Origin of the sequence: Streptomyces sp. XH2 (assembly GCF_049725035.1) — a bacterium.
GTDB classification, from domain to species: domain Bacteria; phylum Actinomycetota; class Actinomycetes; order Streptomycetales; family Streptomycetaceae; genus Streptomyces; species Streptomyces roseoverticillatus.
Map to the genome: position 1 here is coordinate 75,552 of NZ_JBMMMZ010000022.1, position 26,428 is coordinate 101,979.

Sequence of the window (26,428 nt, forward strand, 5' to 3'; positions counted from 1 at the left end):
CGCCGCGGCGGTGCTCAGCCCCCGCGGCGTGGTCCGGCGGTGCCGGAGTCAAGGGCAGGGGCGCCCCGTAAGAGGGAGGTCAGGCGCGGACCATAGACTCTTCGGGTGGCGCTGAAGAATATTCCTGATCCCGGGTTCTCCGACGACGACGGTTCCGCCGATGCGGAGCTGACCGCCGCGCTCGCGGCGTGGTCCGCGGAGCGGGACCGCGGCGCCGAGGCCCGCGTACTCGCCGCGCTCCGCGGCACCCGGCTGCTCGTGCCCGTCGTGGCCGTGCTCGGCGAGGTCGAGACGGGCCCGGACGGGCTGAAGCGCGAGAAGACCAGCGACATGGCCGTGCCGACGCTGCAGGCCCCGGACGGCCGCAAGGCGCTCCCCGCCTTCACCTCGACGGAGTCGCTGGCGCGCTGGCGCGCCGATGCCCGCCCCGTGGCCGTCCCCCTGCACCAGGCCCTGCAGGCGGCCGCGCACGAGAAGGCCGACACGATCGTCCTGGACATGGCGGGCCCCGTGCCGTACCAGCTGACGGGCCCCGCCCTGCTGGCCCTCGCGGAGGGTCGCGCGAGCACCGACCCGCTCACCGACCCGGCCGTGGCGGAGGCGCTCCGCGCGGTCCTCACCGCCGAGCCGGCGGTGCTCCGCGCCCACCTGGCCCCGTCGCGGGAGGCGGACGGCACGCTGGCGCTGGCCCTGGCCGGCGACGCCGAGGTCTCCGGCACGGTGCAGCGCGTCGCCGAGGCGCTGGCCTCGGACGAGGTCCTGCGGGCCCGCCTCGTGCGCGGCCTCGACCTGGCCCTGCTGCCGGCCGGCGCCTCCGTCCCGGGGGAGCCCCTCTTCACCCGCTGAGCCGCCTCCGAGTCTTCACCCGCAGGCCCGCAGGCCCGCGAGCCGGCCGCAGGCCGACAGGCGCCCCGCCGTGGATCGACCGACAATGCGAAGAGGTCCACGACGAGATCCCTGGAGGACGCCATGGACGTGAAGCTGGGGGCCGCAAGTCTCGACTCCGTGGAGACGAGAACCGTCGCCGCCGAGTTCCTCGGCACTCTGCTGCTGGTCTTCTTCGCCGTCGGCTCCGCGGTCCTCGCGGCCGACTACATCGGAGTCCTCGGCATCGCCCTGGCCTTCGGCTTCGTCCTGCTGGCCCTCTGCTACGCGCTGGGTCCGGTGTCGGGCTGCCACGTCAATCCGGCGGTGACGCTCGGCATGCTGATGGAGGGCCGGATCGCGCTGCGCACGGCGATCGAGTACTGGGTGGCGCAGCTGCTCGGCGGCATCGTGGGCGCGGCGCTGCTGTTCCTGCTGGCCAAGCAGGTGCCGGGGCTGAGGACGGACGGCGCGTTCGGCAGCAACGGCTGGGGCAAGCGCTCGGCGGTGCACCTGAACACGGGCGGCGCGTTCCTCGCGGAGGTCGTCCTGACCTTCCTGCTGGTCTTCGTCGTGCTCGCGGTGACCCACAAGATCGCACTGGTGGGTTTCGACGGGCTGCCCATCGGCCTGGCCCTGGCGGTGATCCACCTGGTGGGCATCCCGCTGACGGGGACCTCGGTCAACCCGGCGCGGAGCCTGGGCCCGGCGCTGTTCGCGGGCGGGGGCGCACTGTCCCAGCTGTGGCTGTTCATCGTCGCGCCGCTGATCGGCGGCGGCCTGGCGGCCTGCGCTCACCGGGTCACGCATCCGCCGTTCAGCCCGGCGAACCTCGCGGACGACCTGGCGCTGCCGCACTACCCGAAGGGGCCGACGACGGCCGCGCACCCGACGGAGGAGCGCCCCGGGCCGCGGGAGGACCGCGGCGACGGGGACGAGGGCGGGGAGGGCGGGGAGCGCCCCGATCAGGCGGGTCCGTCGGGCCTGGCCTGACCGGGGCGCCACAGCTCCCGGGGAGGGGGGCTCAGCCGAAGACGGGGCCCGTGAACTTCTCGCCGGGCCCCTGGCCCGGCTCGTCCTGCACGACGGACGCCTCGCGGAAGGCGAGCTGGAGGGACTTCAGCCCGTCGCGCAGCGGTCCGGCGTGGAAGTTGCTGATCTCGGTGGCACTGGCGGTCACGAGCCCGGCGAGCGCTGTGATCAGCTTGCGGGCCTCGTCGAGGTCCTTGTGCTGCTCGCCCTCCTCGGCGAGGCCGAGGTTGACCGCCGCCGAGCTCATCAGGTGCACCGCGACCGTGGTGATCACCTCGACCGCGGGAACGTCCGCGATGTCACGGGTCATGGTGTCGAAGTCCGGCTTCTCGCCGGTGGGGGTCGCGTCGTCGCTCATGGCGGACACGATACGTGCCGGTGAGGAATCGGTTCGCCGCGGGTTGGCGCACCTCCTGGCATCACTGCTAGGGTTGTGCACACGACCGGCTGGACACTCATGTGCCCGGCCCACAAGTGGAGCTCCGTTCTCCCACCTCGCCCGGCCACAGGCCGGCAGGTCTCCGGTCAGGCGGCGCCCATCGTTCCGTACGGACGATGGAGCTGCCCGATGCGCCCCGCGGCATGCCGTGGCGGTGTTCCGGTTTCATGGAGCCCCGCCTGTGTCCCGTCGGGGCATTTTTGTTGCACCGGCGCGGTTGGTCTTACGAAAAGACGTTACGTGGCCGCCCGCCAGGCCGCCGCGTGGTGCTACCGAGGAGGATCCATCAGCGCCGAGCCCCGCATCAACGACCGGATTCGAGTCCCCGAGGTGCGACTTGTCGGTCCCAGTGGCGAGCAGGTCGGCATCGTGCCGCTTGCCAAGGCACTGGAGCTTGCGCAGGAGTACGACCTCGACCTCGTCGAGGTGGCGGCGAACGCCCGTCCGCCGGTCTGCAAGCTCATGGACTACGGGAAGTTCAAGTACGAGTCGGCCATGAAGGCCCGTGAGGCGCGCAAGAACCAGGCGCACACGGTCATCAAGGAGATGAAGCTCCGGCCGAAGATCGACCCGCACGACTATGACACCAAGAAGGGTCACGTCGTCCGGTTCCTCAAGCAGGGCGACAAGGTCAAGATCACGATCATGTTCCGTGGTCGCGAGCAGTCCCGGCCGGAGCTCGGCTACCGACTGCTGCAGCGCCTCGCGGAAGACGTCCAGGACCTCGGTTTCGTCGAGTCGAACCCGAAGCAGGACGGCCGCAACATGATCATGGTCCTCGGTCCGCACAAGAAGAAGACCGAGGCGATGGCCGAAGCCCGCGAGGCGCAGGCCGCCCGCAAGGCGGAGCGCTCCGGCGCCTCGTCCGCGGACGCCGCCGAGGAGCCCGCAGAGGCGTGATCCGGGGGCGCCCCGCGCCCCGGATGACCCCCGGGGCATCCGCCCCGGACACCAACCGAAACAGATGACACTCCCGTACGCCCTGATCCGGCCGGGGGAGTGCCACCGACGAGGAGAGAACGGCGCTATGCCGAAGAACAAGACGCACAGCGGTGCCAAGAAGCGCTTCAAGGTCACCGGCTCCGGCAAGGTCCTGCGCGAGCGCGCCGGCAAGCGCCACCTGCTCGAGCACAAGTCGTCCCGCCTGACGCGTCGCCTCACCGGCAACGCCGAGATGGCCCCGGCCGACGCCAAGAAGATCAAGAAGCTTCTCGGCAAGTGACGTTCCGGCTTCGGCCGCACGTCCACACCGGGACCCAATCGATTTCGGGTCGTGTGAGAATCCACCACGGCCCCGCTACAAGGAGTTAACAAGTGGCACGCGTCAAGCGCGCAGTCAACGCGCACAAGAAGCGCCGGGCGATCCTCGAGGCGGCCAGCGGTTACCGCGGCCAGCGGTCGCGCCTGTACCGCAAGGCCAAGGAGCAGGTCACCCACTCCCTGGTCTACAACTACAACGACCGCAAGAAGCGCAAGGGCGACTTCCGTCAGCTGTGGATCCAGCGCATCAACGCCGCTGCCCGCCAGAACGGCATGACGTACAACCGCCTGATCCAGGGTCTGAAGGCCGCCAACATCGAGGTGGACCGCAAGATCCTCGCCGACCTGGCCGTCAACGACATGAACGCGTTCGCCGCGCTCGTCGAGGTCGCCCAGAAGGCCCTGCCGGCCGACGTCAACGCCCCGAAGGCCGCTGCCTGACCGGCACCCCGAGGCTGTTGCTGACCGGACCCGCAGGCCCCACGGCCTGCGGGTCCGCTCGCGTCCGGCCCCAGGAACCCCTCCCGGTGCCGGCCCGGCACCGCACCGCGCACACCAGCAACCGAAAGTGAGCCCATGGCGGCCCCCGAGCTGACCTCCCTGCGATCGCCCCGTGTCATCGCGGCCCGCCGTCTTGCCAAGCGCAGCTTCCGCGCCAAGGAACGCCGCTTCATCGCCGAGGGGCCGCAGTCCGTCCGCGAGGCCATAGGCCACCTCGTCGAGGTGTACGTGACGCCGGACGCCGCCGGGCGCCACGCCGACATCGTCGACGCCGCCCGCGCCGCCGGGGTGCCCGTCCTGACCGCGACGGACGAGGTCATCGCCGAGATGTCCGACACCGTCACCCCGCAGGGCATCGTCGGCCTCTGCCGCTTCCTGGACACGCCCTTCGAGGAGATCCTGGCCGGCCGGCCCCGCCTGGTCGCCGTCCTCGCCCACGTGCGCGACCCCGGCAACGCCGGCACCGTCCTGCGCTGCGCCGACGCCGCCGGCGCGGACGCCGTCGTGCTCACCGACGCCTCCGTGGACCTCTACAACCCCAAGGCCGTACGGGCCTCCGTGGGCTCGCTCTTCCACCTGCCGGTCGCCGTGGGCGTCCCCGTCGAGCAGGTCGTGAGCGGCCTGCAGGGCGTCGGCGCCCGCATCCTCGCCGCCGACGGCGCGGGCGACCGCGACCTGGACGCCGAGCTGGACCGGGGCACCATGGGCGGGCCCACCGCCTGGGTCTTCGGCAACGAGGCGTGGGGCCTGCCGGAGGAGACCCGTGCGCTCGCCGACGCCGTGGTGCGCGTCCCCATCCACGGCAAGGCCGAGAGTCTGAACCTCGCGACGGCCGCCGCCGTGTGCCTCTACGCCTCCGCCCGTGCGCAGCGTGCACCCGGAGGGTGCCGCTCCGTGACCTTCAGCTAGTAGGGTTGCCCCCCGGGGGGATCGGGAGGGGGTGCGGATGACGAACGTCAGGACTTCCGGGGGCGTGGCCGATGCCGCTCCGGCGGCGGACCCCGCGCCGCACGGATCCCACGGCCAGGACGGCTCCCGGGGAGCGCCCGCCCAGGGGCCCGAGGGCCTCGGCCCGCACCCCGACGAGCTCCCCGACGGCCTCGTCGTCGCCGATGCGGACGGCCGCGTCACCTGCTTCAACGCCGCCGCGGCCCGGATCACCGCGGTCCGGCCCGACGAGGCGATCGGCCGCCCCCTGGAGAGCGCCCTCCCCCTGGAGGACCTGGACGGCCGCCGCTGGTGGCCGCTCACCGACCCGTACGGCGGCCCGGCCACCCGGGTGGGCCAGCCCGAGCGGAATCTGCTCCTCCCCGGCGGCCGCGAGGTCCTCGTCTCCGCGCGCTACGTACGCGAGCGGCCCGCCGGGCCCCTGCGCCGCCTCGTCGTCCAGCTGCGCGGCACCGACGCCCGCCGCCGCACCGAGCGCAGCCACGCCGAGCTCATCGCCACCGTCGCCCACGAGCTGCGCTCGCCGCTCACCTCCGTCAAGGGCTTCACCGCCACGCTCCTGGCCAAGTGGGAGCGGTTCACCGACGACCAGAAGCGGCTGATGCTGGAGACCGTCGACGCCGACGCCGACCGCGTCACCCGGCTGATCGCCGAGCTGCTCGACATCTCCCGGATCGACTCCGGCCGCCTGGAGCTGCGCCGCCAGCCGGTCGACATCGTCGCGGCCGTCCGCCGCCACGTCCAGGCGTACACCACGGCGGGCCACCGCCCCGACCGCTTCGAGGTCAAGGTCGCCGCCCCCCTGCCCGCCCTCTGGGCCGATCCCGACAAGGTCGACCAGGTCCTCGGCAACCTCCTGGAAAACGCGGTGCGCCACGGCGAGGGACGCGTCACGATAGAGGTGGCGCCGGCGCTGCTGAAGGCACGGCCGGAGGGCACGGAAGGCACGGCGGTCACGGTGAGCGATGAGGGGCCCGGCATCCCGGAGGAGTCGATGGGCCGCGTCTTCACCCGCTTCTGGCGGGGCAGCAAGCGCGGCGGCACCGGCCTGGGCCTGTACATCGTCAAGGGCATCGTCGAGGCCCACGGCGGGACGATCACCGTCGAGCGGGCCGCCTGCGGCGGCGCCCGGTTCCGATTTACGTTGCCCGTGGGCGCCCCGGCCTTTCTCTCACAGGCCTGAGCGGGCGGCCCGCGGGCCCACCGACCCCCATGCGCCCCTTAGACTCGACCTTTGGCACCTTTGGCACGACCTTGGCACCCATCCGTCGGGCAAAGCCGCGCAGCGAAGCGAAGCCATCCAGAACCGGAAGCACGGGAAGAGATGTCCGCACCCAATAAGTCGTATGACCCTGTCGAGGTCGAGGCACTGAAACCGGAAGAGATCGAGCGCATGCGGGACGAGGCGCTCGCCGCCGTCGCCGCGGCCGCCGACCTCGACGCCTTGCGCGAGGTCAAGGCCGCGCACGCCGGTGACCGCTCGCCCCTCGCCCTCGCCAACCGCGAGATCGGCGCCCTGCCGCCGCACGCCAAGGCCGAGGCCGGCAAGCGCATGGGCATGGCCCGCGGTGCCGTGAACAAGGCCTTCGCCGCCCGCCAGGCCGAGCTGGAGGCGGAGCGCGACGCCCGCGTGCTGGTCGAGGAGGCGGTGGACGTCACCCTGCCGTACGACCGCACCCCGGCCGGCGCCCGCCACCCGATCACCACGCTCTGCGAGCGCATCGAGGACGTCTTCGTGGCCATGGGCTACGAGGTCGCCGAGGGCCCCGAGGTCGAGGCGGAGTGGTTCAACTTCGACGCCCTGAACATCGCGCAGGACCACCCGGCCCGCGCCATGCAGGACACCCTCTTCGTCCAGGCCCCGGGCAAGAAGGCCAAGGAGGCCGAGTCCGGCGTCGTGCTGCGCACCCACACCTCCCCGGTGCAGGTCCGCACGATGCTCGACCGCGAGCCGCCCGTCTACGTGATCTGCCCCGGCCGCGTCTACCGCATGGACGAGCTGGACGCGACGCACACGCCGGTATTCACCCAGGTCGAGCTCCTCGCCATCGACGAGGGCCTGACCATGGCCGACCTCAAGGGCACCATCGAGCACATGGTGCGCTCGCTGTTCGGCGAGGGCCTGACCACGCGCCTGCGCCCCAACTACTTCCCCTTCACCGAGCCCTCCGCCGAGCTGGACATGCAGTGCTATGTCTGCCGCGGCGAGTCGGCCGGCAACCCCGACCGCCCCTGCCGCACCTGCTCCAGCGAGGGCTGGATCGAGCTGGGCGGCTGCGGCATGGTCAACCCCCGCGTGCTGACCGCCGCGGGCATCGACCCGGAGAAGTACAGCGGCTTCGCCTTCGGGTTCGGCATCGAGCGACTGCTGATGTTCCGCCACAACGTCGAGGACATGCGAGACATGGTCGAAGGTGACGTGCGCTTCACCCGGCCGTTCGGGATGGAGATCTGATGCGCGCCCCGCTTTCCTGGCTGCGGGAATACGTCGACCTGCCGGCCGGTGAGACCGGTCGCGACGTGCAGGCCAAGCTGATCGCCGCGGGCCTGGAGGTCGAGCGCGTCGAGAGCCTCGGCGCCGGCCTGAAGGGCCCCCTGGTCGTCGGCCAGGTCCTCACCATCGAGGAGCTGGAGGGCTTCCGCAAGCCGATCCGCTTCTGCACCGTCGACGTCGGCACGGCCAACGGCACCGGTGCGCCGCAGGAGATCGTCTGCGGCGCCCGCAACTTCTCCGTCGGCGACAAGGTCGTCGTCGTGCTGCCCGGCGCCGTCCTGCCCGGTGACTTCGCCATCGCCGCCCGCAAGACCTACGGCAAGGTCTCGCACGGCATGATCTGCTCCGGCGAGGAGCTGGGCATGGGCGACGACGGCACGCACGGCATCATCGTGCTCCCGCAGGAGTACGAGCCCGGCACCGACGCCATCGAGCTGCTCCAGCTCGTCGACGAGGTCCTGGACATCGCCGTCACCCCGGACCGCGGCTACTGCCTGTCGATGCGCGGCATCGCCCGTGAGGCCGCCACCGCCTACGGCCTGCCGCTGCGCGACCCGGCCCTGCTGGACGTGCCCGCGCCCAACAGCTTCGGCCACCCCGTCCAGATCGCCGACCCGGCCGGCTGCGACCGCTTCACGGCCCGCACGGTCACCGGTCTCGACCCCGAGGCCCGCTCCCCGATCTGGCTGCAGCGCCGCCTGCAGAAGGCCGGCATGCGCCCGATCTCGCTGACCGTCGACATCACCAACTACGTGATGCTGGAGCTCGGCCAGCCGCTGCACGCCTACGACCGCTCGCGCCTCGACGGCCCGATCGGCGTCCGCCGCGCCGAGCGCGGCGAGAAGCTGACCACTCTCGACGGCACCAAGCGCGTCCTGGACGCCGAGGACCTGGTCATCACCGACAACCGCGGCCCGATCGGGCTCGCGGGCGTCATGGGCGGCGCCGAGACCGAGATCGCCGACCACGGGGCCGCCCAGGGCACCACCGAGGTCGTCATCGAGGCGGCGCACTTCGACCCCACCGCCATCGCGCGCGCTGTCCGCCGCCACAAGCTGCCCTCCGAGGCGGCCAAGCGCTTCGAGCGCGGCGTCGACCCGCAGGCGGCCTCCGCGGCGGCCCAGCGCACCGTGGACCTGCTGGTGCTGCTCGCGGGCGGCACCGCCGAGGCCGGCGTCACCGAGTACGCCGCTCCCAGCGGGCCGCGCACCATCGCGATCCGCGCCGACCACCCGGACCGCGTCGCCGGTGTCGAGTACGGCCGGGAGACCGTCGTCCGTCACCTCCAGGAGGTCGGCTGCGACGTCTACGGGCAGGACGAGCTGATCGTCACCGTGCCGAGCTGGCGCCCCGACCTCACCGACCCGAACGACCTCGCCGAAGAGGTCATCCGGCTCGAGGGCTACGAGAACCTGCCCGCCACCCTGCCGGCGCCGCCCGCCGGCCGCGGCCTGACCCACCGGCAGCGGCTGCACCGCCGCGCCGGCCGGGCGCTGGCCGGCGCGGGCTACGTCGAGGTGCTCAACTACCCCTTCATCGGGGACTGGGCGCTCGACCACCTGGGCCTGGAGGCCGACGACGCGCGCCGCACCACGGTGCGCCTGGTCAACCCGCTCTCCGAGGCCGAGCCGGCGCTGCGCACCACGCTGCTGCCGGGCCTGTTCGCGGCCCTGCGCCGCAACGACAGCCGCGGTGAGCACGACCTGGCCCTCTTCGAGACCGGCCTCGTCTTCCTGCCCACGGGCGAGGAGATCACCCCGGTCCGGCTGCCCGTCGACCGCCGTCCCACCGACGAGGAGATCGCCGGCCTGAACGCCGCGCTGCCCGTGCAGCCGCGCCGTGCCGCCGTCGTCCTCGCCGGGGCCCGCGAGCTCGCCGGCTACTGGGGCAAGGGCCGTCCGGCCGGCTGGGCCGACGCCGTCGAGGCCGGCCGCACCGTCGCCCGCGAGGCCGGCGCCGGGCTGATCGTCCGCCAGGACCAGCGCGCGCCGTTCCACCCGGGCCGCTGCGCCGCGTTCCACGCCGTGGTCGACGGCGCCGAGGTGTTCGCCGGCTCCGCCGGTGAGCTGCACCCGCGCGTCATCAAGGCCTTCGGCCTGCCGGAGCGCACCTGCGCCATGGAGATCGACCTCGATGTCCTGGAGCAGGCGGGCACCGGTGCCGTCTCGGCCCCGCACGTGTCCTCCTTCCCGGTGGCCACGCAGGACGTCGCGCTCGTCGTGGACGCCTCCGTCGCGGCCGCCGACGTCGAGGCCGCGCTGCGGTCCGGCGCGGGCGAGCTGCTGGAGTCGCTGCGCCTGTTCGACGTCTTCACCGGCGAGCAGCTCGGCGCGGGCAAGAAGTCCCTCGCCTACGCGCTGCGCTTCCGCGCGGCCGACCGCACGCTGACCGCGGAGGAGGCGTCCGCCGCGCGCGACGCCGCCGTCGCCGCGGCCGTCGAGCGCACGGGCGCGGTGCTGCGAGGCGCCTGAGGCCGGTGACGCCGCGTGACGGCCGCCGAGCGTCGGCGCGGCGGCCGAAAACAGTCGGCGGAGACTGAGCGAAGCCGCGGGAGACCGCGGAAAAGCAGCCGGAACGAGGGGCGCACCCGGGTGAACCGGGTGCGCCCCTCGCGCGGTTCCGCGGTCAGGAGTGTCCGAATATCACTCCATAGGGTGGAAACGGGGGTCCGGGTCGTTACTTAGCGCTGAACACTCGCGAGAATCGAGGGCGTCATTGCTGCTAGGGGGGCCAACGGCATGATCCGGACAAGAGCGGTGCGCTGGCGGCGGGGGGTGGTCTTCGCTCTCCCCGGGCTGTGGGTACTGGGAGTGGTCGTGTGGGAGCTGCTGTGCCCCCGCGGCCAGGCCGTGCAGCTGCTCGCCGCCGCGCCCGCCATCGCCTGCGCGGGTACCGGCCGCCGCCAGTGCGTGACCGCCGCGGGCGCCTGCGCGATCCTCGCCCTCGTGCCCCTGGGGTCGGCCGGGCGCGCGGACGCCGGCATCCGCATCGGCACCTGCTGCGCGATCGTCGCCGTCGCCGCCGCGGGGTGCGCCGTCACCGTGCGCCGCCGCCGGCTCCTGCGCGAGCTGGAGCGCGCCCGCGAGGTCGCCGCCACCGCCCAGAGCGTGGTGCTCCGCCCCCTGCCGCCCCGGCTCGACGGGATCACCGTCGCCGGCGGCCACCTCTCGGTCAGCGAGGGCGCCCTGGTCGGCGGCGATCTGTACGAGGCGCTGGCCACGCCCTACGGCGTGCGCATCGTCATGGGGGACGTCCGCGGCCACGGCCTCACCGCCATCAGCACCGTCGCCGCCGTCCTCGGCAGCTTCCGCGAGGCCGCCCACGACGAGCCCGACCTCGCGGACGTGCTCCGCCGCCTCGACCGCGCCCTCCAGCGCCATCTGTGCGAGCGGGCCCGCGCCGAAGGGAGGGCGGGGCCCGGGGGCGAAGCGGAGCGCTGGCTGGGCGAGGAGTTCGTGACCCTCCTGCTCCTGGAGGTCTGCCCCGACGGCGTGGTCACCGCGCTCAACTGCGGCCACCCCTGGCCGTACCGCCTCGCCTGCCCGGCCGGTGACGGCGACGGCGTCGGCGCCCGGGCCGCCTCCGTGGGCCGGGGCGACCCGCTGCCGCCCCTCGGCCTCTTCCCACTGCCGCCCGAGCTGCCCGTCGCCCGCCTGACCCGGCTGCTGCCCGGGGACGCCCTGGTGCTCCACACGGACGGCGCGGAGGACGCGCGCGATGCGGCCGGAGCCTTCTTCCCGCTGGCCAGGGTCCTCGGCGATGCCGCCGGCGGGGCGCCCATCGTCCCCTCCCGGGTCATCGACCGCGTCCAGGCCGCCCTGCTGCGGCACACCGGCGGCCGGCTCTCCGACGACATCGCGCTGCTGGTGCTCAGCAACGACCGCCGCCGCGCCGCGAGGCACGGGCCGCGCCCGTGCCTGGTCCGCTCGGGCCGTCCCCGCCGCTGAGACCCGCAGTTGAACTGACGCTCCGTCACGGCTGGTTCACACCCCGTGCGAAGGGATCTCCACTACGCTGGGCCCACCGAGCGCATGCGGAGGGGCAGGATGGAGCCCAACACTCTCCTAGACGCCATCCTCGACGAAGCAGGCATATCCCACGCCGGTCTGGCCGCGCACATCAATGCGGCGGGCCGGGCCCGGGGGCTGTCCCTGCGGTACGAGCACACCGCCGTCGCCCGCTGGCTGAAGGGCCAGCGGCCCCGCGGCCAGGTGCCGGATCTGATCTGCGAGGTGCTCGGCGAGCGGCTGCACCGCCCGCTGACCCTCGACGACATCGGCCTCGGCACCCCGGGCAGCCCCCGCCTGCCCAACACCCCGCTCTCCGGCTTCGTCGAGCGGGCCACCGCCCTCTGGCGCTCCGACGAGCAGCAGCGCGAGCACGTCGTCACCGCCCCCGCCGTCACCGGGACCCCCGCCGTCATCCCGGTCTGGGAGTGGGAGAACCCGCCCGAGGACGCCGACGTCTCCCGGCGCGGCCTCACCCGGGTCTCCATGGACGACATCGAGATGCTGCGCGCGGCCCGCGCCCACTACGAGCAGATGTACCGCAAGGCCGGCGGCATCGCGACGCGCGCCCGGGTCGTCGGCTTCCTCAACGCCGAGGCGGCCCCCCTGCTGCGCGGCAGCTACCCCGACGAGACGGGCCGTCAGCTGCACCGGGCCACCGGCGGGCTGGTCGCCGTCGCCGGCATCTGCGCGTACGACTCGGACGCGCACGGCCTGGCCCAGCGCTACTTCCACCAGGCGCTGCGGCTGGCCAAGGCCAGCGGCGACCGCGGCCTCGGCGGCTACGTCATCGCCCTGCTCGTCAACCAGTCGCTGTTCATGCGCGAGTACCGGCAGGCCGTCGCGTTCGCCGAGTCCGCGCTGCGGGCCGCGGGCGCGGAGCTGACCCCGGCCCTCGCGGCCGATCTCTACGCGATGCAGGCCAAGGCGTACGCCCGGCTCGGCGACGGGGCCGGTGCGCTCGCCTGCATCCGCCGCGCCGAGACCGCCGCGGAACGCATCCGCCGCGGCCAGGAGCCCGCCGAGACCGGCTATGTGCAGCCCGGCCTGGTGAACGTGCAGGTGGCGGAGGCGCTCCTCAGCCTCGGCGACCTCGGACCCGCCCGTGAGCACGCGGACCGGGCCGTCGACACCCCCGCCCACGACCGGGGACGTGTCCACCGGCTCGCCATGCTCACGCACATCGAGCTGCGTCAAGGAGACGCGGACAAGGCGGTGGCCACCGCGCGGGAGATGACCGAGCAGGCGAGAGGCATGGAATCGCAGCGCTTACGGGACCGGCTCCGGGCGGTGCGCGAGCACCTGATCGAAAGTGGGTGTGCGGCCACTGCCGAGGCCGCCGAGATGATCGACGGGGCGTTGCGCGTGCCCCTGTGAGGACAGCGCCCGGGGAGGTGGCCACCTCGGCGGAAGGTGGCAACACGTGCGTTGGAAGAATCTCAGGGAGCGGACGGTTTATGCGAACCGCTGGTTCCGGGTCAATCTCGCAGACGTTCAACTCCCCGACGGCCGCCACCTCGACCACTTCGTCATCCGGCTGCGGCCCGTCGCCGTGGCCACGGTGGTCAACGAGGCCAACGAGGTCCTGCTGCTGTGGCGGCACCGCTTCATCACCGACAACTGGGGCTGGGAGCTGGCCGCCGGCGTGGTCGAGGACGGCGAGGACCTCGCCGGCGCGGCGGCCCGCGAAATGGAGGAGGAGACCGGGTGGCGGCCGGGCCCGCTGCGGCACCTGATGTCCGTGGAGCCGTCCAACGGCCTCACCGACGCCCGCCACCACATCTACTGGTCCGACGAGGCCGAGTACATCGGCGACCCGGAGGACGCCTTCGAGTCCGACCGGCGCGAGTGGGTGCCGCTGAAGCTGGTGCCCGACATGATCGGCCGGGGTGAGGTGCCGGCCGCGAACATGGCGGCGGCGCTGCTGCTGCTCCACCACATCAGGCTCGGCTAGCGCGCGGCCCCGCACCCGGCCGCGGCACGTCCCGCGCTCACCGGCCGGTCGCCAGCCCGACGGCGAGTGCCAGGGCGGCGACCCCGGTGAGCGCGGCCAGCGAGGGCAGGGGCCACCTGCCGTGCTCCAGGGCCCGCACCCGGTCCGCCATCTCGGTGAGGTCGCGTTCCGACTGGTCGCTGCGCTGGGTGAGGAGGGCGAGGTGGCCGTCGATGCGGACGACGCCGACGTCGAGGCTACGACGGAGCTCCGCGAGCTCAGCCGTTCTGGTGGCCTGCTCGGGATGCATGGTCACGGTCCGTACCCCTTCCGGAATGACTCCTGTGTGTCCGACGAGCCGAGTCAATCGCGCGGCGGCGCGGAACGGGAGCGTGTGCGGGGGGTATATGCGAGTCACCGCCGCACACCCCGTGCGAACACGGGTGTGCGGCGGTGACGGTGCGTGACGTCCGTACGGGCGTCGGCGTCCGTACGGATCCGGCGTCCGTACGGATCCGGGGTCGGTGCGGAGATCAGTACGAGTAGAAGCCCGAGCCGGACTTGCGGCCGAGGCGGCCCGCGTCGACCATGCGCTGGAGCAGCGGGGGAGCGGCGTACAGCGGCTCCTTGTACTCCTGGTACATGCTGTCGGCGACCGAGGCCACGGTGTCCAGGCCGATGAGGTCGGAGAGCTTGAGCGGGCCCATCGGGTGGGCGCAGCCGAGCTCCATGCCGTTGTCGATGTCCTCGCGGCTGGCGATGCCCGACTCGAACATCCGGATCGCGGAGAGCAGGTACGGGATGAGCAGGGCGTTGACCACGAAGCCCGAGCGGTCCTGGGCGCGGATCGCGTGCTTGCCCAGCACGTTGGCGACCAGAGCGTCGGCGCGCTTGATCGTTTCCTCGCTGGTGGTGAGCGCCGGGATGAGCTCCACGAGCTTCTGCACCGGGGCCGGGTTGAAGAAGTGGATGCCGATGACCCGGTCCGGCCGGGAGGTGGCCACGGCCAGCTTCACCAGCGGGATCGAGGAGGTGTTGGAGGCCAGGATCGCGTCGGGGCGGGTGACCACCTGGTCGAGCACCTGGAAGATCTCGGTCTTGACCTGCTCGTTCTCGACGACGGCCTCGATGACCAGATCGCGGTCGGCGAACTCGCCGAGGTCGGTGGTGAAGCTCAGCCGGGCGAGCGTCGCGTCGCGCTCCTCCTCGGTGATCTTGCCGCGCTCGGCGGCCTTGCCGAGGGAGTTGGTCAGGCGGGTGCGGCCGATCTCCAGGGCCTCGCCGGTGGTCTCGGCGACCATGACGTCCAGACCGGCACGGGCACACACCTCCGCGATCCCCGCGCCCATCTGGCCGCAGCCCACCACCCCGACACGCGCTACGTCTGCCACAGTGTCCGTCACATCGTGCCTTTCGCTGATCTTGGTCGTCCGGCGGGGCGCCGCGTTCCCTGCCGCGCTCTCCGCCTCGTTCCAGACGTTACTCCGCGCCGTGCGGTCCCGGCGGTGCCGGGGCGGGCATGCTGGCCTCGAACGGTGTGACCGATCCGACGAGACGGCGAAGAGAGGTCCCGCATATGGGGCGTATGACCCGAAGAGGGTTCACCGTGGCCGCCGCGGGGATGATGTCCTCCGCGATGCTGGCGTCCGGCGAGGCAGGAGCGGCGCAGTCGAGCGGGCCGGAACCCGCGACCGCGGGGAGCGAGCTCCCCCAGCCGCCGCCGGGAGGCACCCCCAGCCGCCGGCGCGAGTTCCGGGGGATGTGGGCGGCGACCGTCGTCAACGTCGACTGGCCGTCGAAGCCGGGCCTCACGCCCGAGCGGCAGCAGGACGAGCTGACCGCCCTGTTCGACACGGCCGTCGAGCGCCGGCTCAACGCCGTGATGCTGCAGATCCGCCCCACCGCAGACGCCTTCTGGCCCTCCCCGTTCGAGCCGTGGTCGGAATATCTGACGGGCACTCAAGGGCTGTATCCGGGCTGGGACCCGCTGTCCTTCGCCGTCCGCGAGGCCCACCGGCGAAGACTCGAACTGCACGGCTGGTTCAACCCCTACCGCATCGCCAACCACACCGACCCCGGCCGGCTCGTCCCCACGCACCCCGCCCGCATCCACCCCGAGTGGGTCGTCCCCTACGGCGGGAAGCTCTACTACAACCCCGGCCTGCCCGAGGTGCGCCGCTTCGTACAGGACGCCATGCTCGACGCCGTCTCCCGCTACGACCTCGACGGCGTGCACTTCGACGACTACTTCTACCCGTACCCGGTGGCCGGCCGGCGCTTCGACGACGACACCGCGTACGCCCGCTACGGCTCCGGCTTCCCCGACCGGGCCGCCTGGCGGCGCGACAACATCGACCGGCTGGTGCGGGAGATGGGCGAGCGCATCAAGCGGCGCAAGCGGCACGTGCAGTTCGGGATCAGCCCGTTCGCGGTCTGGCGCAACCGCTCCACCGACCCGCTCGGCTCGGACACCCGCGCGGGCGTCCAGACCTACGACGACCTCGGCGCGGACACGCGCAAGTGGGTTCGCGAGGAGTGGATCGACTACATCGTGCCGCAGGTGTACTGGCACATCGGCTTCGCCGCCGCGGACTACGCCAAGCTCGTGCCGTGGTGGGCGGAGACCGTGCGCGGCACGGGCGTGCGGCTGTACGTGGGGGAGGCGCTGTACCGGGCGGGCGACCCCGCGCAGCCCGCGCCCTGGCAGGACCCGGCGGAACTCTCCCGGCACGTGGCCCTCGGGCGCGGGTACGCGGAGGTGCTGGGGAACGTCTACTTCTCGGCGAAGTACGTGGTGGGGGACCCGATAGGGGCGATGGCACGGGTGGTCAAGGACCACTACCCGGTCCGGGTGCGCCCGCCCCGCTGACGGCGGGCGCGGTCACGGGTGCCTCCGGAGCTCCGGCAGGCTGCTTCCGCCGCGCCGGCGACGAGCCCCCTACCGCCTTTTCGGCGGCGCCGGACCCACCTGAGGTGCGTACGGCACCGCCGGATTCCGCCGCAGGGACGGAGCGCCGCTGCGGCGGACGGAAGGGGTGCGCGCCCCGGGGGCCGGAGGGGAGCCCGATCGGCTAACTCCGGCCGGAGGCCTTGCGGTGGTCGACCACCGAGTCCGGGCCGGGCGACATGATCGTCTCGTGGCCCTTGTCGTCGCGGACCCGGTACGGCGGATTGCCATTGGCGCCCAGCACCTCCACGATCTCCACGACGTGGTCCTTCGTGCCGACGACCCGACCGTGCACCACCAGGTGGTCACCCTTGCTCGCATGCATCGACGGTGCCCTTCTGTTCGAGTTCCGTTCGAGATTCGCGATTCGAGATGTGCGCTGGGATGCTCCCAAGTCTACGGTGACCGGCGGTATATGGCCCGCTCCTCGGCCAGGTGGAGCAACGCGGTGACAGGCCGTCTCAGCCGCGTGCCCGCTGCGTCACCCCGATGCACACGAGCACCGCCACCGCGGCCACCGGCGCGGCGGGCGTCAGGTGCTCGCCGAGCAGCAGCACCGACCAGACCAGGGTGAGCAGGGGCTGGGCCAGCTGCAGCTGGCTGGCGCGGGCCACGCCGATCGCGCTCATCCCGCGGTACCACACCCACATGCCCACGAACTGCGACCCCGCGGCGAGCCACAGCAGCCCCGCGATCGTGTGGCCCGTGAGCCGTACGGGCTCGGCCGGCAGCGCCACCGCCGCACCGGCGGCCGCGACCGGAAGGCACAGCACCAGCGCCCAGGCGATGACCTGCCAGCCCGGCATCTCGCGGGCCAGCTGACCGCCCTCCGCGTAGCCCGCCGCGCACACCAGCAGCGCCGCGAACAGGTACAGATCGCTGGTCGTGGGGTTGCCGCCGCTCTGCTGCGCGGCGAAGGCGATCACCACGGCCGCGCCCACGACGGCCGCGCCCCAGAACGTGCGGGAGTGACGCGTCCGGTTCCGTACGGACGAGTAGGCGGCCGTCGTCAGCGGCAGCAGGCCCACGACGACGGCGGCGTGCGAGGTGGTGGAGGTCTGCAGCGCCAGCGTGGTCAGCAGGGGGAAGCCGACGACCGTACCGCCGGCCACGGCGCACAGCGCCGGCCAGTGGCGGCGCGCGGGAGCCCGTACGCGCAGCGCCAGCAGGCAGCCGCCCGCGATCAGGCCGCCGAGCAGCATCCGGCAGCTGACCAGGGACCACGGGCCGAGACCCTCCAGGGCCCAGGCCGTCGCGGGGAACGTCAGCGAGAAGGCGGCCACGCCCAGGGCGGCCAGCAGGATGCCGCTCCGCGTGCGGTCGGCCGGGGCGGAGGCGCTCGCGGGGCGCTGCACTGCTATCGCGGTCGGGCGGATAGCGCTATCTTTGAGTCTCATGCACGAGCGTAACAGCGTCGCTGAACTGGCCGAAACCCTGAAAAGAGAGCTCGACCGCTACTCTCCGGGTGAGAAGCTGCCGTCCAGCCGGACCCTTGTCGAGCGCTTCCGCGTCAGCCCCGTCACCGTCTCGCGGGCGCTCGCCGCGCTCGCCGCGGAGGGGCTGGTGGTCACCCGCCCCGGTGCGGGCGCCTTCCGAGCCGCCCCGCACAGCGCGGCCGCGCGCCTCGGCGACACCTCCTGGCAGCAGGTCGCCCTCAGCGCCGAGAGCGCCGCGGAGGCGATCCCGCGCGCCGTGGACGCCACCGGCGTGCTCACCACGCTCGCCGAGCCGCCGCCCGGCGTCATCGAGCTCAGCGGCGGCTACCTCCACCCCGCCCTGCAGCCCGAGCGCGCCCTCGCCGCGGCCCTCGGCCGCGCCGGCCGCCGCCCCGGCGCGTGGGGCCGCCCGCCCATCGACGGGGTGACGGAGCTGCGCGCCTGGTTCGCCCGCGAGATCGGCGGGCCCGCCGGCACCGTCGCCGCCTCCGAGGTGCTCATCACCGCCGGCGGCCAGAGCGCGCTGACCGCCGCGCTGCGGGCCCTCGCCCCGCCGGGAGCGCCGGTCCTCGTCGAGTCCCCGACCTACCCCGGCATGCTCGCCGTCGCCCGCGCCTCCGGCCTGCGGCCCGTCCCCGTCCCGGCGGACGCCCACGGCGTGCGCACGGACCTGCTCGCCGACGCGTTCCGGGCGAGCGGCGCCCGCGTCTTCGTCTGCCAGCCGCTCTTCCAGAACCCCTCCGGCGCGGTCCTGGCCGACGAGCGGCGGCGCGAGGTGATGCGGGTGGCCCGCGAGGCCGGGGCCTTCGTCATCGAGGACGACTTCGCGCGCCGCCTCGCCCACGAGGACGCCCCGCCGCTGCCGCCCACGCTCGCCTCCGACGACCCCGACGGCATCGTCGTCCACGTCTGCTCCCTCACCAAGGCCACCTCGCCCAGCCTGCGCGTGGGGGCGCTCGCCGCCCGCGGGCCCGTCCTCGAACGCCTGCGGGCCATCCAGGTCGTCGACAGCTTCTTCGTGCCACGGCCCCTCCAGGAGGCCGCCCTCGAACTCGTCGGCTCGCCCGCCTGGACCCGCCACCGGCGCACCGTCGCCGCCGAGCTGCGCATCCGCCGCGAGGCGCTGCTCACCGCGCTCCGCCGCGAACTGCCCGCCGTCACCGTGGACTTCGTCCCGCCCGGCGGCTTCCACATGTGGGCCCGGCTCCCGGACGGCACGGACGAGGACGCCGTGGCCGTGGCCGCGCTGCGGGCCGGGGTCGCCGTCGCCTCGGGCCGCCCCTCCTACCCCGCGGAAGCCGCCGCCCCGCACCTGCGGCTCAGCTTCGCGGCGGCCGCCGGCGTGGCGGAGCTGGCGGAGGGCGTGGGGCGGCTGCGGACGGCGTTCCTCGGAGTGACCGGCGCGCCCGGCTAGAGTCGGAGACATGGCTTCAGACGAGGGGAACGGCCCGGTGCGGGTCGACAGCTGGATCTGGTCCGTACGGCTCGCCAAGACGCGCTCCGCGGCGGGCACCGCCTGCCGGGCGGGCCACGTCCGCGTCAACGGCGAGCGCGCCAAGCCGGCCCAGCCGGTCCGCGTCGGGGACGAGGTGCGGGTGCGGCTCGCCGGGCGCGAGCGCGTCGTCGTGGTGTCGCGGCTCATCAGCAAGCGCGTCGGCGCGCCCGTCGCGGCGGAGTGCTACGTCGACAACTCCCCGCCGGAGCCGCCGCGCGAGCACGTGGCCGCGGCCGCCGTCCGCGACCGAGGCGCGGGCCGCCCCACGAAGCGGGACCGCCGCGAACTGGAGCGCTTGCAGGGCGCGCAACGGGGCCGCTGACGCGGGCGTGCCGAGCAGGGTGCGGCGGTCGGCCGCCGCACCGGTGCCCGCTGCGGCGTCCGCGCGGAGGGTGCCGGAGCGGCTATTTCTTCGCCGCGACGGCGCGCAACCGCCGGAGGCCGTACCGGCGGTGCCGGAGCACCGGCCCTCGTGCCCGCAAGGCACAACCGCGGCCGCGGCCGCCGCCCCGCGGTCAGTACGCCACCGTGAACCGCGTCCGGTGGTGCGCCGGGCGTTCCGCCTCGTCGAGGAGGGCCACGGACAGGTCCTCCATGGAGATGGCCGAGACGCCCTTGGCGTCCACCAGGAGCTCGTCCTTGCCCAGCCGGTACCGGCCGGTGCGCTCGCCCGGTTCCAGGAGGGCGGCCGGGCTCAGGTAGGCCCAGTCCACCTGCCGGTCCGCGTGGCAGGCCGCGAGCTGGTCGTTGCAGGCCAGGGCGATGGGCCGCCAGTCGGCGGGGAAACCGGGCCCGTCGATCACGGTGGTGCCCCCGGTGCCGGGGAGGGTCAGGCTGCCCGCGCCGCCGACGAGCAGCAGCCGCACCCCCGTGCGGGCGAGCCCGGCCAGCAGCCCCTCCGTGGCGGCGACGAGCTGCCGCTCGCTGCCGGGCGCGGGACGGGTCGCGCCGATCACGACGTCCTGCCCGGCGCTGAGCCGGGCGACGTCGTCCGGGTTCGAGGCGTCGCCCGTACGGGCCCGCGCTGCGGCCGGCAGTTCGGGGAAGCGGGCGGCGTCGCGTACGACGGCGGTGACGTGGTGGCCGCGGGCCAGGGCTTCGGCCACCACGCGGCTTCCCACGTTGCCGGCCGCTCCGAAGACGGTGATGCGCATGACTGTCAGCTCCTGTGCTGGGTGGTGGGTCAGACGGTGGATGAAGTGGTGGATGAGGCGGTGGATGAGGCGGTCCCGGCCGCCGGCCGGTCCGTGGGCGGAAGCGTGCGCGTGCCGCGCGGGCCCCGTCCGCGTCCTCCCTGCGCCGCGACGAGCGAGCCGAGGACGACGACCGCGCCGAACCCCTGTGCAGCGGTGAGCTCCTGACCGAGAGCCAGCCACCCGAGCACCGTGGCGACGAGCGGGCTGAGGAGCCCGAGGAACGTGACGTCGGTGGGGGAGAGCAGGCGGATCCCGCGGAACCACAGGGCGTACGCGAGGGCCGAGCCGATGACGGCGAGGTAGGCGTAGCCGGCGAGGTTCGTGCCCGTCGGCACCGGCGGCGGGCCCTCGGTGAAGAGGGCGACGGGGAGCAGGAGCAGGCCGCCCGCGACGAGCTGCCACCCGGTGGTCGCGAGCAGCGGCGCGGGCGGGGTCCAGCGCTTGCTGAGGACGACGCCGGTGGCCATGACGACCGCCCCGCCGGCCGCGGCGGCGACGCCGAGCCCGTCGAGCCGGGCGCCGGCCCGCAGGACGAGCAGGCTGACGCCCGCCACGCCGGCGACGGCGGCGATCAGTGTGCGCGGCTTGAGCCGTTCGCCGAGCAGGCCGGAGGCGAGGAGGGCGACGAGCAGCGGCTGTATCGCGCCGACGGTCGCGGCGACCCCGCCGGGCAGCCGGTACGCGGCGACGAACAGCAGCGCGAAGAACGCGCCGATGTTGAGCGCGCCGAGCACCAGCGCCCGCCACCACCACACGCCCTGCGGTAGGCGCCGCGTGACGGCGACGAGCGCGAGTCCGGCGGGCAGGGCGCGGACGACCGCGGCGAGCAGCGGGCGGCCCGGCGGGAGGAGCTCGGTCGTGACGAGGTAGGTGGTGCCCCAGACGGCGGGCGCCAGGGCGGTGAGCAGCAGGGTTCCGACTCGATTGCTTAGCACTAAGGCAATGTATCTCACCGCTAAGGCATATGGATGGGTGTCGCGGCGTGAGGTACCTCACCGCTAAGGCAATTGACGTCGATCCACTACCCTGGAGCGATGCCAGACCACGTCGACCGAGTGCTCGCACAGTGGGCCGTACGCCGCCCCGACCTCGATGTTTCGCCGATGGCGGTGATCGGTCGCCTCTCGCGGCTCTCCCGGCTCGTGGACGCCGAACTGCGCCGCACCTTCACCGCCCACGGGCTCGACGCCGCGTCCTTCGACGTCCTCGCGACGCTGCGGCGCAGCGACCCGCCGCACAGCCTGACCCCCGCCGAGCTCATGCGCTCCTCGATGGTCACCTCCGGGGCGATCACCCAGCGTCTCGACCGGCTGGAGGCCCGCGGCCTGGTGAGCCGCAGCCCCAGCGCCTCGGACGGCCGCAGCGTCGTCGTCGCCCTCACGGACGCCGGCCGCGACCTCATCGACGAGGCCCTGCCCGATCACGTCGCCACCGAGCACCGCCTGCTCGCCGCGCTCCCGGCAGGGGAGCGCGACGCGCTGGCAGCGACGCTCAAGTCCCTCCTGGAATCGCTCGACGGCGGGCAGAGCTGAGACCCCGGGCGGCTTCCGGGCGCTGCGCCCCTCTCCCGCTCAGAACTCCGTCCGCACGTCGAGCCGCCCGAGCCGCTCGGGGTCCGCGAGGATGTCGATCTCGACGATCCGGCCGTCCGTGATCGTGAACCCCAGCACGGACAGCAGCCGCCCCTCCAGCGCCGTGACGACCCCCGCGGCGCCGTTGACCAGCGCCCGTCGCGCGAACAGCGCCGGGGACCGGAACAGCATGGCCTGCCCCGCCACTTCCCGCGCACCGCGGACCTCCTGCGACCCGCGCCCGCCCGCCGCCCCGGCGTCGGCCCGCAGCACCACGTCCGGGTCGAGCACGGCCAGCAGGGCGTCGAAGTCGCCGGCGCGCGAGGCCGCCATGAAGGCGTCGACGACCTTCCACTGCCGGGCGAGGTCCGTCTCGGGCTCGGGGGCCGCGCCCCGCACCCGGCGGCGCGCCCGGCTCGCGAGCTGCCGCGCCGCGGCCGTCGTCCGCCCGACCATGGGCGCGATCTCGTCGAACGGCATGCCGAACATGTCGTGCAGGACGAACGCCAGCCGCTCGGCCGGATCCAGCGTGTCCAGCACCACCAGCAGGGCGAGGCCCACCGAGTCCGCGAGCAGCGCCTCGTGCTCCGGGTCGACCTCCTCCGCGCTCCGGCTCACGACGGGGTCGGGCACCCGGAAGTCCAGCGGCTCCTCGGCGCGCGACGCGCGCGAGCGCAGTATGTCGAGACACACCCGGCCGACGACCGTCGTCAGCCACCCGCCGAGGTTGGCGACCCCGTCCGCGCCGGAGCGGTCGAGCCGCAGCCACGCCTCCTGCACGGCGTCGTCCGCCTCGCTGAGCGAGCCGAGCATGCGGTAGGCGACCGCCCGCAGGCGGGAGCGGTGGGCCTCGAAGCGCTCCGCCAGGAATTCGTTCTCGTTCATCGGTCACACTCTTCCGTCGCGATCCGTCGAAGAGATGACGGGCGGGAGGGCGCCGATGTGACAGCCGGCGTGGCAGCCGGCGTGACACGTGAGTGTGGCCAGGGTCCTGTCGAGAGGGGCCCCGGCACGAGATATCTTGATGTCGAGCAATGTTACAGACGTGGAGCGGAGCACCCGGTGACTGACTCGACCATCATCTATACGCACACCGACGAGGCCCCGGCCCTGGCCACGCACTCGTTCCTGCCTGTGGTCCAGGCCTACGCCTCGACGGCCGGGGTCACCGTGGAAACGCGTGACATCTCCCTGGCGGGGCGCATCATCGCCCACTTCCCGGAGTACCTGGAGGAGGGGCAGCGCATCGCCGACGCGCTGGCCGAGCTGGGTGAGCTGGCCAAGAAGCCCGAGGCCAACATCATCAAGCTGCCGAACATCTCGGCGTCCATCCCGCAGCTGAAGGCCGCCGTTGCCGAGCTGCAGGCCCAGGGCTACGCCCTGCCGGACTACCCGGACGACCCGAAGACCGACGAGGAGCGCGACATCCGCGCCCGCTACGACAAGGTCAAGGGCAGCGCCGTCAACCCGGTCCTGCGCGAGGGCAACTCCGACCGCCGCGCCCCCGCGTCGGTCAAGAACTACGCCAAGGCGCACCCGCACCGCATGGGCGCCTGGTCGGCCGAGTCGAAGACGAACGTCGCCACCATGGGCGCCGACGACTTCCGCTCCACCGAGAAGTCCGCGGTCGTCGCCGAGGACGGCACGCTGCGCATCGAGCTCAAGGGTGACGACGGCTCCACCACCGTCCTGCGCGAGTCGGTGCCCGTCCTCGCGGGCGAGGTCGTCGACGCGTCCGTCATGCGCGTCGCCGCGCTGCGCGAGTTCCTGGCGGCCCAGGTCGCCCGCGCCAAGGCGGAGGGCGTGCTGTTCTCCGTGCACCTGAAGGCCACGATGATGAAGGTCTCCGACCCGATCATCTTCGGCCACGTGGTCCGCGCCTTCTTCCCGAAGACCTTCGCCAAGTACGGCGAGGTGCTCATCGCGGCCGGCCTGACCCCGAACGACGGTCTCGGTGGCATCTTCAAGGGCCTGGAGACGCTGCCCCACCTGGGCGACGAGATCAAGGCCTCCTTCGACGCCGAGCTCGCCGAGGGCCCGGCCCTGGCGATGGTCGACTCCGACAAGGGCATCACCAACCTGCACGTCCCGAGCGACGTCATCGTCGACGCCTCCATGCCGGCCATGATCCGCACCTCCGGCCACATGTGGGGCCCGGACGGCCAGGAGGCCGACACCCTCGCCGTCCTGCCGGACAGCAGCTACGCGGGCGTCTACCAGGCCGTCATCGAGGACTGCCGCGCCAACGGCGCCTTCGACCCGTCGACGATGGGCTCCGTGCCGAACGTCGGCCTCATGGCCCAGAAGGCCGAGGAGTACGGCAGCCACGACAAGACCTTCGAGATCCCCGTCACCGGCACGGTGCGGGTCCTCGACGGCGCGGGCAACGCGGTCCTGGAGCAGACGGTCGCCCAGGGCGACATCTTCCGCATGTGCCAGGCCAAGGACCTCCCGATCCGCGACTGGGTCAAGCTCGCCGTCACCCGCGCCCGCGCCACCGGCGTCCCGGCCGTCTTCTGGCTCGACGAGAACCGCGCCCACGACGCCAAGCTCATCGAGAAGGTCAAGGCGTACCTGCCGGAGCACGACACCGAGGGCCTGCAGATCGAGATCCTGTCGCCGGTCGAGGCGACCAAGTTCTCGCTGGAGCGCATCCGCCGCGGCGAGGACACGATCTCCGTCACCGGCAACGTCCTGCGCGACTACCTGACGGACCTGTTCCCGATCCTCGAGCTCGGCACCAGCGCCAAGATGCTGTCGGTGGTCCCGCTCATGAACGGCGGCGGCCTGTTCGAGACCGGCGCCGGCGGCTCCGCGCCCAAGCACGTGCAGCAGCTCGTCAAGGAGAACTACCTCCGCTGGGACAGCCTCGGCGAGTTCTTCGCCCTCGCGGCCAGCTTCGAGCACCTCGCGACGACCACGGGCAACGCCCGCGCCAAGGTCCTCGCCGACACGCTCGACCGCGCGACCGGCACCTTCCTCAACGAGGACAAGTCGCCGAGCCGCCGCCTGGGCGGCATCGACAACCGCGGCAGCCACTTCTACCTGGCGATGTACTGGGCCCAGGAGCTCGCGAAGCAGACCGACGACGCGCAGCTCGCGGAGGCGTTCGGGCCGCTGGCCAAGACGCTGGCCGAGCAGGAGGAGACCATCGTCGCCGAGCTGATCGCGGTGCAGGGCTCCCCGGCCGACATCGGCGGCTACTACCAGCCCGACGTGACGAAGGCCTCGGCCGTCATGCGCCCGTCGGCGACGTTCAACCAGGCTCTGGCGACCCTGGCCTGACGCGCCCGCGGCACACGGTAAACCGTTCCGCCCCGGCCGGCACTGCGCCCGGCCGGGGCGGTTCTGTCTTCTGCGGCCTTCTGCGGCAGGTGCGCGCCGCGTACCGCAGGCGCGCACAGCCGCGGACGTGCGCTACTTCTGCGCGACCGGCAGGAGGCCGCGCTCGCCGAAGACCTTCCTGGCCACGAAGGTGGCGTTGAGCGCGCGGGGCATGCCGCAGTACACGGCGGCGTGCAGCAGGGCCTCGGTGATCTCCTCGGGAGCGAGGCCGACGTTGAGGGCCGCGTTGATGTGCACCTCCAGCTGAGGCTCGCAGCCGCCCAGCGCGGTGAGCATGCCGAGGGTCACCAGCTGCCGGTCGCGGGGGGCCAGACCGGGCCGGTCGTAGATGTCGCCGAAGGCCCAGGCGACGACCTGGTGGCCGAGCTCCGGCGAGACGTCGGCCAGGGAGTCGATGACCTTCTGCCCGCCCTCTCCGTCGATCCGGGTGAGGACCTCCATGCCGTGGTCGAAGCGCTCCTGGCGGGTCCTGGCGGTGGTGCTGTCCGTACTCATGGCAAGACCGTAGATCTTGGAGTGCACTCCAGGACAAGCCGAGGGGCGTGGTGATTCATGCGACCCCATTGCATAAATCTTCATCCATTCGTATAGTCATGCCATCGACCAGGAGGGGCCCGATGGCAGTACGTGTGGCAGTGGCAGGAGCGAGCGGATACGCAGGCGGCGAAGTGCTGCGCCTGCTCCTCGGGCACCCGGGCGTACGGATCGGGGCCCTCACCGCGAACAGCAACGCGGGCCAGCGGCTCGGCGCCGTGCAGCCGCACCTGCTGCCGCTGGCCGGGCGCGTGCTGGAGCCCACGACGGCCGACGTGCTCGCCGGGCACGACGTGGTCTTCCTGGCGTTGCCGCACGGTCAGTCGGCGGCGGTGGCTGCTGGGCTGGGTGAGGGCGTGCTGGTGGTGGACTGCGGTGCGGATTTCCGGTTGAAGGACGCGGGGGAGTGGGAGCGGTTCTACGGGT

The 26,428-nt window shown here is 73.3% G+C and carries 26 protein-coding genes and 1 pseudogene; 18 read left to right on the forward strand and 9 right to left on the reverse strand.

Features of this window, described 5'->3' with window-relative positions; translation table 11 throughout:
- Positions 1-105 precede the first annotated feature (105 nt).
- Together ACOTKD_RS35220 and ACOTKD_RS35225 are read left to right on the forward strand one after the other, a co-directional pair.
- Positions 106-846, forward strand: a complete 741-nt coding sequence (locus ACOTKD_RS35220; RefSeq protein ID WP_424893060.1) for an SseB family protein — start codon at positions 106-108, stop codon at positions 844-846.
- A gap of 159 nt (positions 847-1,005) precedes the next feature.
- Entirely contained in the window at positions 1,006-1,857 is an 852-nt protein-coding gene (locus tag ACOTKD_RS35225; protein ID WP_424893084.1) for an MIP family channel protein, read from the forward strand.
- Between the two features lie 31 nt (positions 1,858-1,888).
- Here the strand turns inward: ACOTKD_RS35225 and ACOTKD_RS35230 are convergent, their stop codons facing one another.
- Positions 1,889-2,254, reverse strand: a complete 366-nt coding sequence (locus ACOTKD_RS35230) for a DUF1844 domain-containing protein (RefSeq protein ID WP_106675956.1) — start codon at positions 2,252-2,254, stop codon at positions 1,889-1,891.
- A gap of 321 nt (positions 2,255-2,575) precedes the next feature.
- Here ACOTKD_RS35230 and infC point away from each other — a divergent pair, with 321 nt between their 5' ends.
- From infC to ACOTKD_RS35280, 10 genes are all read left to right on the forward strand, one after another.
- Positions 2,576-3,235, forward strand: coding sequence for a translation initiation factor IF-3 (gene infC, locus ACOTKD_RS35235; protein ID WP_106675931.1), 660 nt, complete (start codon positions 2,576-2,578; stop codon positions 3,233-3,235).
- Between the two features lie 127 nt (positions 3,236-3,362).
- Complete coding sequence (gene rpmI / locus ACOTKD_RS35240; protein ID WP_030369870.1) at positions 3,363-3,557, forward strand: 50S ribosomal protein L35; 195 nt, start codon at positions 3,363-3,365, stop codon at positions 3,555-3,557.
- Positions 3,558-3,649: 92 nt separating this feature from the next.
- A complete protein-coding gene (rplT, locus tag ACOTKD_RS35245; protein WP_030369869.1) occupies positions 3,650-4,036 on the forward strand; it encodes a 50S ribosomal protein L20 in 387 nt (128 codons plus the stop codon).
- 135 nt (positions 4,037-4,171) lie between these two features.
- A complete protein-coding gene (locus ACOTKD_RS35250) occupies positions 4,172-5,005 on the forward strand; it encodes a TrmH family RNA methyltransferase (RefSeq protein WP_030369868.1) in 834 nt (277 codons plus the stop codon).
- A 37-nt stretch (positions 5,006-5,042) separates the two neighbouring features.
- A complete protein-coding gene (locus tag ACOTKD_RS35255) occupies positions 5,043-6,227 on the forward strand; it encodes an ATP-binding protein (protein ID WP_424893061.1) in 1,185 nt (394 codons plus the stop codon).
- Positions 6,228-6,368: 141 nt separating this feature from the next.
- Entirely contained in the window at positions 6,369-7,499 is a 1,131-nt protein-coding gene (gene pheS / locus ACOTKD_RS35260; protein ID WP_424893062.1) for a phenylalanine--tRNA ligase subunit alpha, read from the forward strand.
- A complete protein-coding gene (gene pheT / locus ACOTKD_RS35265; protein WP_424893063.1) occupies positions 7,499-10,009 on the forward strand; it encodes a phenylalanine--tRNA ligase subunit beta in 2,511 nt (836 codons plus the stop codon). The genes pheS and pheT overlap by 1 nt, the downstream gene beginning before the upstream one ends.
- Before the next feature lie 267 nt (positions 10,010-10,276).
- Positions 10,277-11,485: a PP2C family protein-serine/threonine phosphatase gene (locus tag ACOTKD_RS35270; RefSeq protein ID WP_424893064.1), complete on the forward strand. Its 1,209-nt coding sequence runs from the start codon at positions 10,277-10,279 to the stop codon at positions 11,483-11,485.
- Between the two features lie 99 nt (positions 11,486-11,584).
- Positions 11,585-12,922, forward strand: a complete 1,338-nt coding sequence (locus ACOTKD_RS35275) for a tetratricopeptide repeat protein (RefSeq protein WP_424893065.1) — start codon at positions 11,585-11,587, stop codon at positions 12,920-12,922.
- 46 nt (positions 12,923-12,968) lie between these two features.
- Positions 12,969-13,499, forward strand: a complete 531-nt coding sequence (locus ACOTKD_RS35280) for an NUDIX hydrolase (protein ID WP_424893066.1) — start codon at positions 12,969-12,971, stop codon at positions 13,497-13,499.
- A gap of 37 nt (positions 13,500-13,536) precedes the next feature.
- Here the strand turns inward: ACOTKD_RS35280 and ACOTKD_RS35285 are convergent, their stop codons facing one another.
- Positions 13,537-13,788: a hypothetical protein gene (locus tag ACOTKD_RS35285; RefSeq protein WP_424893085.1), complete on the reverse strand. Its 252-nt coding sequence runs from the start codon at positions 13,786-13,788 to the stop codon at positions 13,537-13,539.
- Positions 13,789-14,011: 223 nt separating this feature from the next.
- Positions 14,012-14,869 carry a 3-hydroxybutyryl-CoA dehydrogenase gene (locus ACOTKD_RS35290; RefSeq protein ID WP_424893067.1) on the reverse strand — a complete coding sequence of 286 codons (858 nt, stop codon included), beginning with the start codon at positions 14,867-14,869 and terminating at the stop codon, positions 14,012-14,014.
- Between the two features lie 185 nt (positions 14,870-15,054).
- Here ACOTKD_RS35290 and ACOTKD_RS35295 point away from each other — a divergent pair, with 185 nt between their 5' ends.
- Positions 15,055-16,347 (forward strand): glycoside hydrolase family 10 protein, encoded by a 1,293-nt coding sequence (locus tag ACOTKD_RS35295; protein WP_424893068.1) that lies wholly within the window; start codon positions 15,055-15,057, stop codon positions 16,345-16,347.
- A 202-nt stretch (positions 16,348-16,549) separates the two neighbouring features.
- On the opposite strand, the gene ACOTKD_RS35300 is transcribed toward ACOTKD_RS35295, so the two are convergent.
- Both ACOTKD_RS35300 and ACOTKD_RS35305 read right to left on the reverse strand, forming a co-directional pair.
- The gene (locus ACOTKD_RS35300; protein WP_424893069.1) at positions 16,550-16,750 is read right to left on the reverse strand and encodes a DUF1918 domain-containing protein; all 201 of its coding nucleotides are present in this window, start codon (positions 16,748-16,750) and stop codon (positions 16,550-16,552) included.
- 136 nt (positions 16,751-16,886) lie between these two features.
- On the reverse strand, positions 16,887-17,822 hold the full coding sequence (locus ACOTKD_RS35305; RefSeq protein WP_424893070.1) for a DMT family transporter: 936 nt from the start codon (positions 17,820-17,822) through the stop codon (positions 16,887-16,889).
- On the opposite strand from ACOTKD_RS35305, the gene ACOTKD_RS35310 reads away from it, so the two are divergent.
- Both ACOTKD_RS35310 and ACOTKD_RS35315 read left to right on the forward strand, forming a co-directional pair.
- On the forward strand, positions 17,821-19,275 hold the full coding sequence (locus ACOTKD_RS35310; RefSeq protein ID WP_424893071.1) for a PLP-dependent aminotransferase family protein: 1,455 nt from the start codon (positions 17,821-17,823) through the stop codon (positions 19,273-19,275). The two genes, ACOTKD_RS35305 and ACOTKD_RS35310, sit on opposite strands and share 2 nt — an antisense overlap.
- Positions 19,276-19,285: 10 nt before the next feature.
- Entirely contained in the window at positions 19,286-19,678 is a 393-nt protein-coding gene (locus tag ACOTKD_RS35315) for an RNA-binding S4 domain-containing protein (protein WP_424893072.1), read from the forward strand.
- A gap of 193 nt (positions 19,679-19,871) precedes the next feature.
- Here ACOTKD_RS35315 and ACOTKD_RS35320 read toward each other — a convergent pair whose 3' ends face one another.
- Positions 19,872-20,510: an NAD(P)-dependent oxidoreductase gene (locus ACOTKD_RS35320; RefSeq protein WP_424893073.1), complete on the reverse strand. Its 639-nt coding sequence runs from the start codon at positions 20,508-20,510 to the stop codon at positions 19,872-19,874.
- A 29-nt stretch (positions 20,511-20,539) separates the two neighbouring features.
- A complete protein-coding gene (locus tag ACOTKD_RS35325; RefSeq protein ID WP_424893074.1) occupies positions 20,540-21,487 on the reverse strand; it encodes an EamA family transporter in 948 nt (315 codons plus the stop codon).
- A gap of 99 nt (positions 21,488-21,586) precedes the next feature.
- Here ACOTKD_RS35325 and ACOTKD_RS35330 point away from each other — a divergent pair, with 99 nt between their 5' ends.
- Entirely contained in the window at positions 21,587-22,084 is a 498-nt protein-coding gene (locus ACOTKD_RS35330) for a MarR family winged helix-turn-helix transcriptional regulator (RefSeq protein WP_424893075.1), read from the forward strand.
- A gap of 39 nt (positions 22,085-22,123) precedes the next feature.
- Here ACOTKD_RS35330 and ACOTKD_RS35335 read toward each other — a convergent pair whose 3' ends face one another.
- Positions 22,124-23,008, reverse strand: coding sequence for a sigma-70 family RNA polymerase sigma factor (locus ACOTKD_RS35335; RefSeq protein WP_424893076.1), 885 nt, complete (start codon positions 23,006-23,008; stop codon positions 22,124-22,126).
- 177 nt (positions 23,009-23,185) lie between these two features.
- On the opposite strand from ACOTKD_RS35335, the gene ACOTKD_RS35340 reads away from it, so the two are divergent.
- Positions 23,186-25,408: an NADP-dependent isocitrate dehydrogenase gene (locus tag ACOTKD_RS35340; RefSeq protein WP_424893077.1), complete on the forward strand. Its 2,223-nt coding sequence runs from the start codon at positions 23,186-23,188 to the stop codon at positions 25,406-25,408.
- 132 nt (positions 25,409-25,540) lie between these two features.
- On the opposite strand, the gene ACOTKD_RS35345 is transcribed toward ACOTKD_RS35340, so the two are convergent.
- The gene (locus tag ACOTKD_RS35345; RefSeq protein WP_424893078.1) at positions 25,541-25,963 is read right to left on the reverse strand and encodes a carboxymuconolactone decarboxylase family protein; all 423 of its coding nucleotides are present in this window, start codon (positions 25,961-25,963) and stop codon (positions 25,541-25,543) included.
- A 122-nt stretch (positions 25,964-26,085) separates the two neighbouring features.
- On the opposite strand from ACOTKD_RS35345, the pseudogene ACOTKD_RS35350 reads away from it, so the two are divergent.
- Positions 26,086-26,428 (forward strand): annotated as a pseudogene (locus tag ACOTKD_RS35350) (N-acetyl-gamma-glutamyl-phosphate reductase); the annotation flags it as partial.

Bases quoted from the DNA above. Each gene is read 5' to 3' on its own strand.
- ACOTKD_RS35275 (WP_424893065.1), top strand. From the start codon at position 11,585: ATGGAGCCCAACACTCTCCTAGACGCCATCCTCGACGAAGCAGGCATA.
- ACOTKD_RS35255 (WP_424893061.1), top strand. From the start codon at position 5,043: ATGACGAACGTCAGGACTTCCGGGGGCGTGGCCGATGCCGCTCCGGCG.
- ACOTKD_RS35305 (WP_424893070.1), bottom strand. From the start codon at position 17,822: ATGAGACTCAAAGATAGCGCTATCCGCCCGACCGCGATAGCAGTGCAG.
- ACOTKD_RS35315 (WP_424893072.1), top strand. From the start codon at position 19,286: ATGGCTTCAGACGAGGGGAACGGCCCGGTGCGGGTCGACAGCTGGATC.
- ACOTKD_RS35335 (WP_424893076.1), bottom strand. From the start codon at position 23,008: ATGAACGAGAACGAATTCCTGGCGGAGCGCTTCGAGGCCCACCGCTCC.
- ACOTKD_RS35295 (WP_424893068.1), top strand. From the start codon at position 15,055: ATGGGGCGTATGACCCGAAGAGGGTTCACCGTGGCCGCCGCGGGGATG.
- ACOTKD_RS35285 (WP_424893085.1), bottom strand. From the start codon at position 13,788: ATGCATCCCGAGCAGGCCACCAGAACGGCTGAGCTCGCGGAGCTCCGT.
- ACOTKD_RS35330 (WP_424893075.1), top strand. From the start codon at position 21,587: ATGCCAGACCACGTCGACCGAGTGCTCGCACAGTGGGCCGTACGCCGC.
- ACOTKD_RS35345 (WP_424893078.1), bottom strand. From the start codon at position 25,963: ATGAGTACGGACAGCACCACCGCCAGGACCCGCCAGGAGCGCTTCGAC.
- pheT (WP_424893063.1), top strand. From the start codon at position 7,499: ATGCGCGCCCCGCTTTCCTGGCTGCGGGAATACGTCGACCTGCCGGCC.
- ACOTKD_RS35320 (WP_424893073.1), bottom strand. From the start codon at position 20,510: ATGCGCATCACCGTCTTCGGAGCGGCCGGCAACGTGGGAAGCCGCGTG.
- ACOTKD_RS35300 (WP_424893069.1), bottom strand. From the start codon at position 16,750: ATGCATGCGAGCAAGGGTGACCACCTGGTGGTGCACGGTCGGGTCGTC.
- ACOTKD_RS35230 (WP_106675956.1), bottom strand. From the start codon at position 2,254: ATGAGCGACGACGCGACCCCCACCGGCGAGAAGCCGGACTTCGACACC.
- pheS (WP_424893062.1), top strand. From the start codon at position 6,369: ATGTCCGCACCCAATAAGTCGTATGACCCTGTCGAGGTCGAGGCACTG.
- ACOTKD_RS35250 (WP_030369868.1), top strand. From the start codon at position 4,172: ATGGCGGCCCCCGAGCTGACCTCCCTGCGATCGCCCCGTGTCATCGCG.
- ACOTKD_RS35270 (WP_424893064.1), top strand. From the start codon at position 10,277: ATGATCCGGACAAGAGCGGTGCGCTGGCGGCGGGGGGTGGTCTTCGCT.
- ACOTKD_RS35310 (WP_424893071.1), top strand. From the start codon at position 17,821: ATGCACGAGCGTAACAGCGTCGCTGAACTGGCCGAAACCCTGAAAAGA.
- rpmI (WP_030369870.1), top strand. From the start codon at position 3,363: ATGCCGAAGAACAAGACGCACAGCGGTGCCAAGAAGCGCTTCAAGGTC.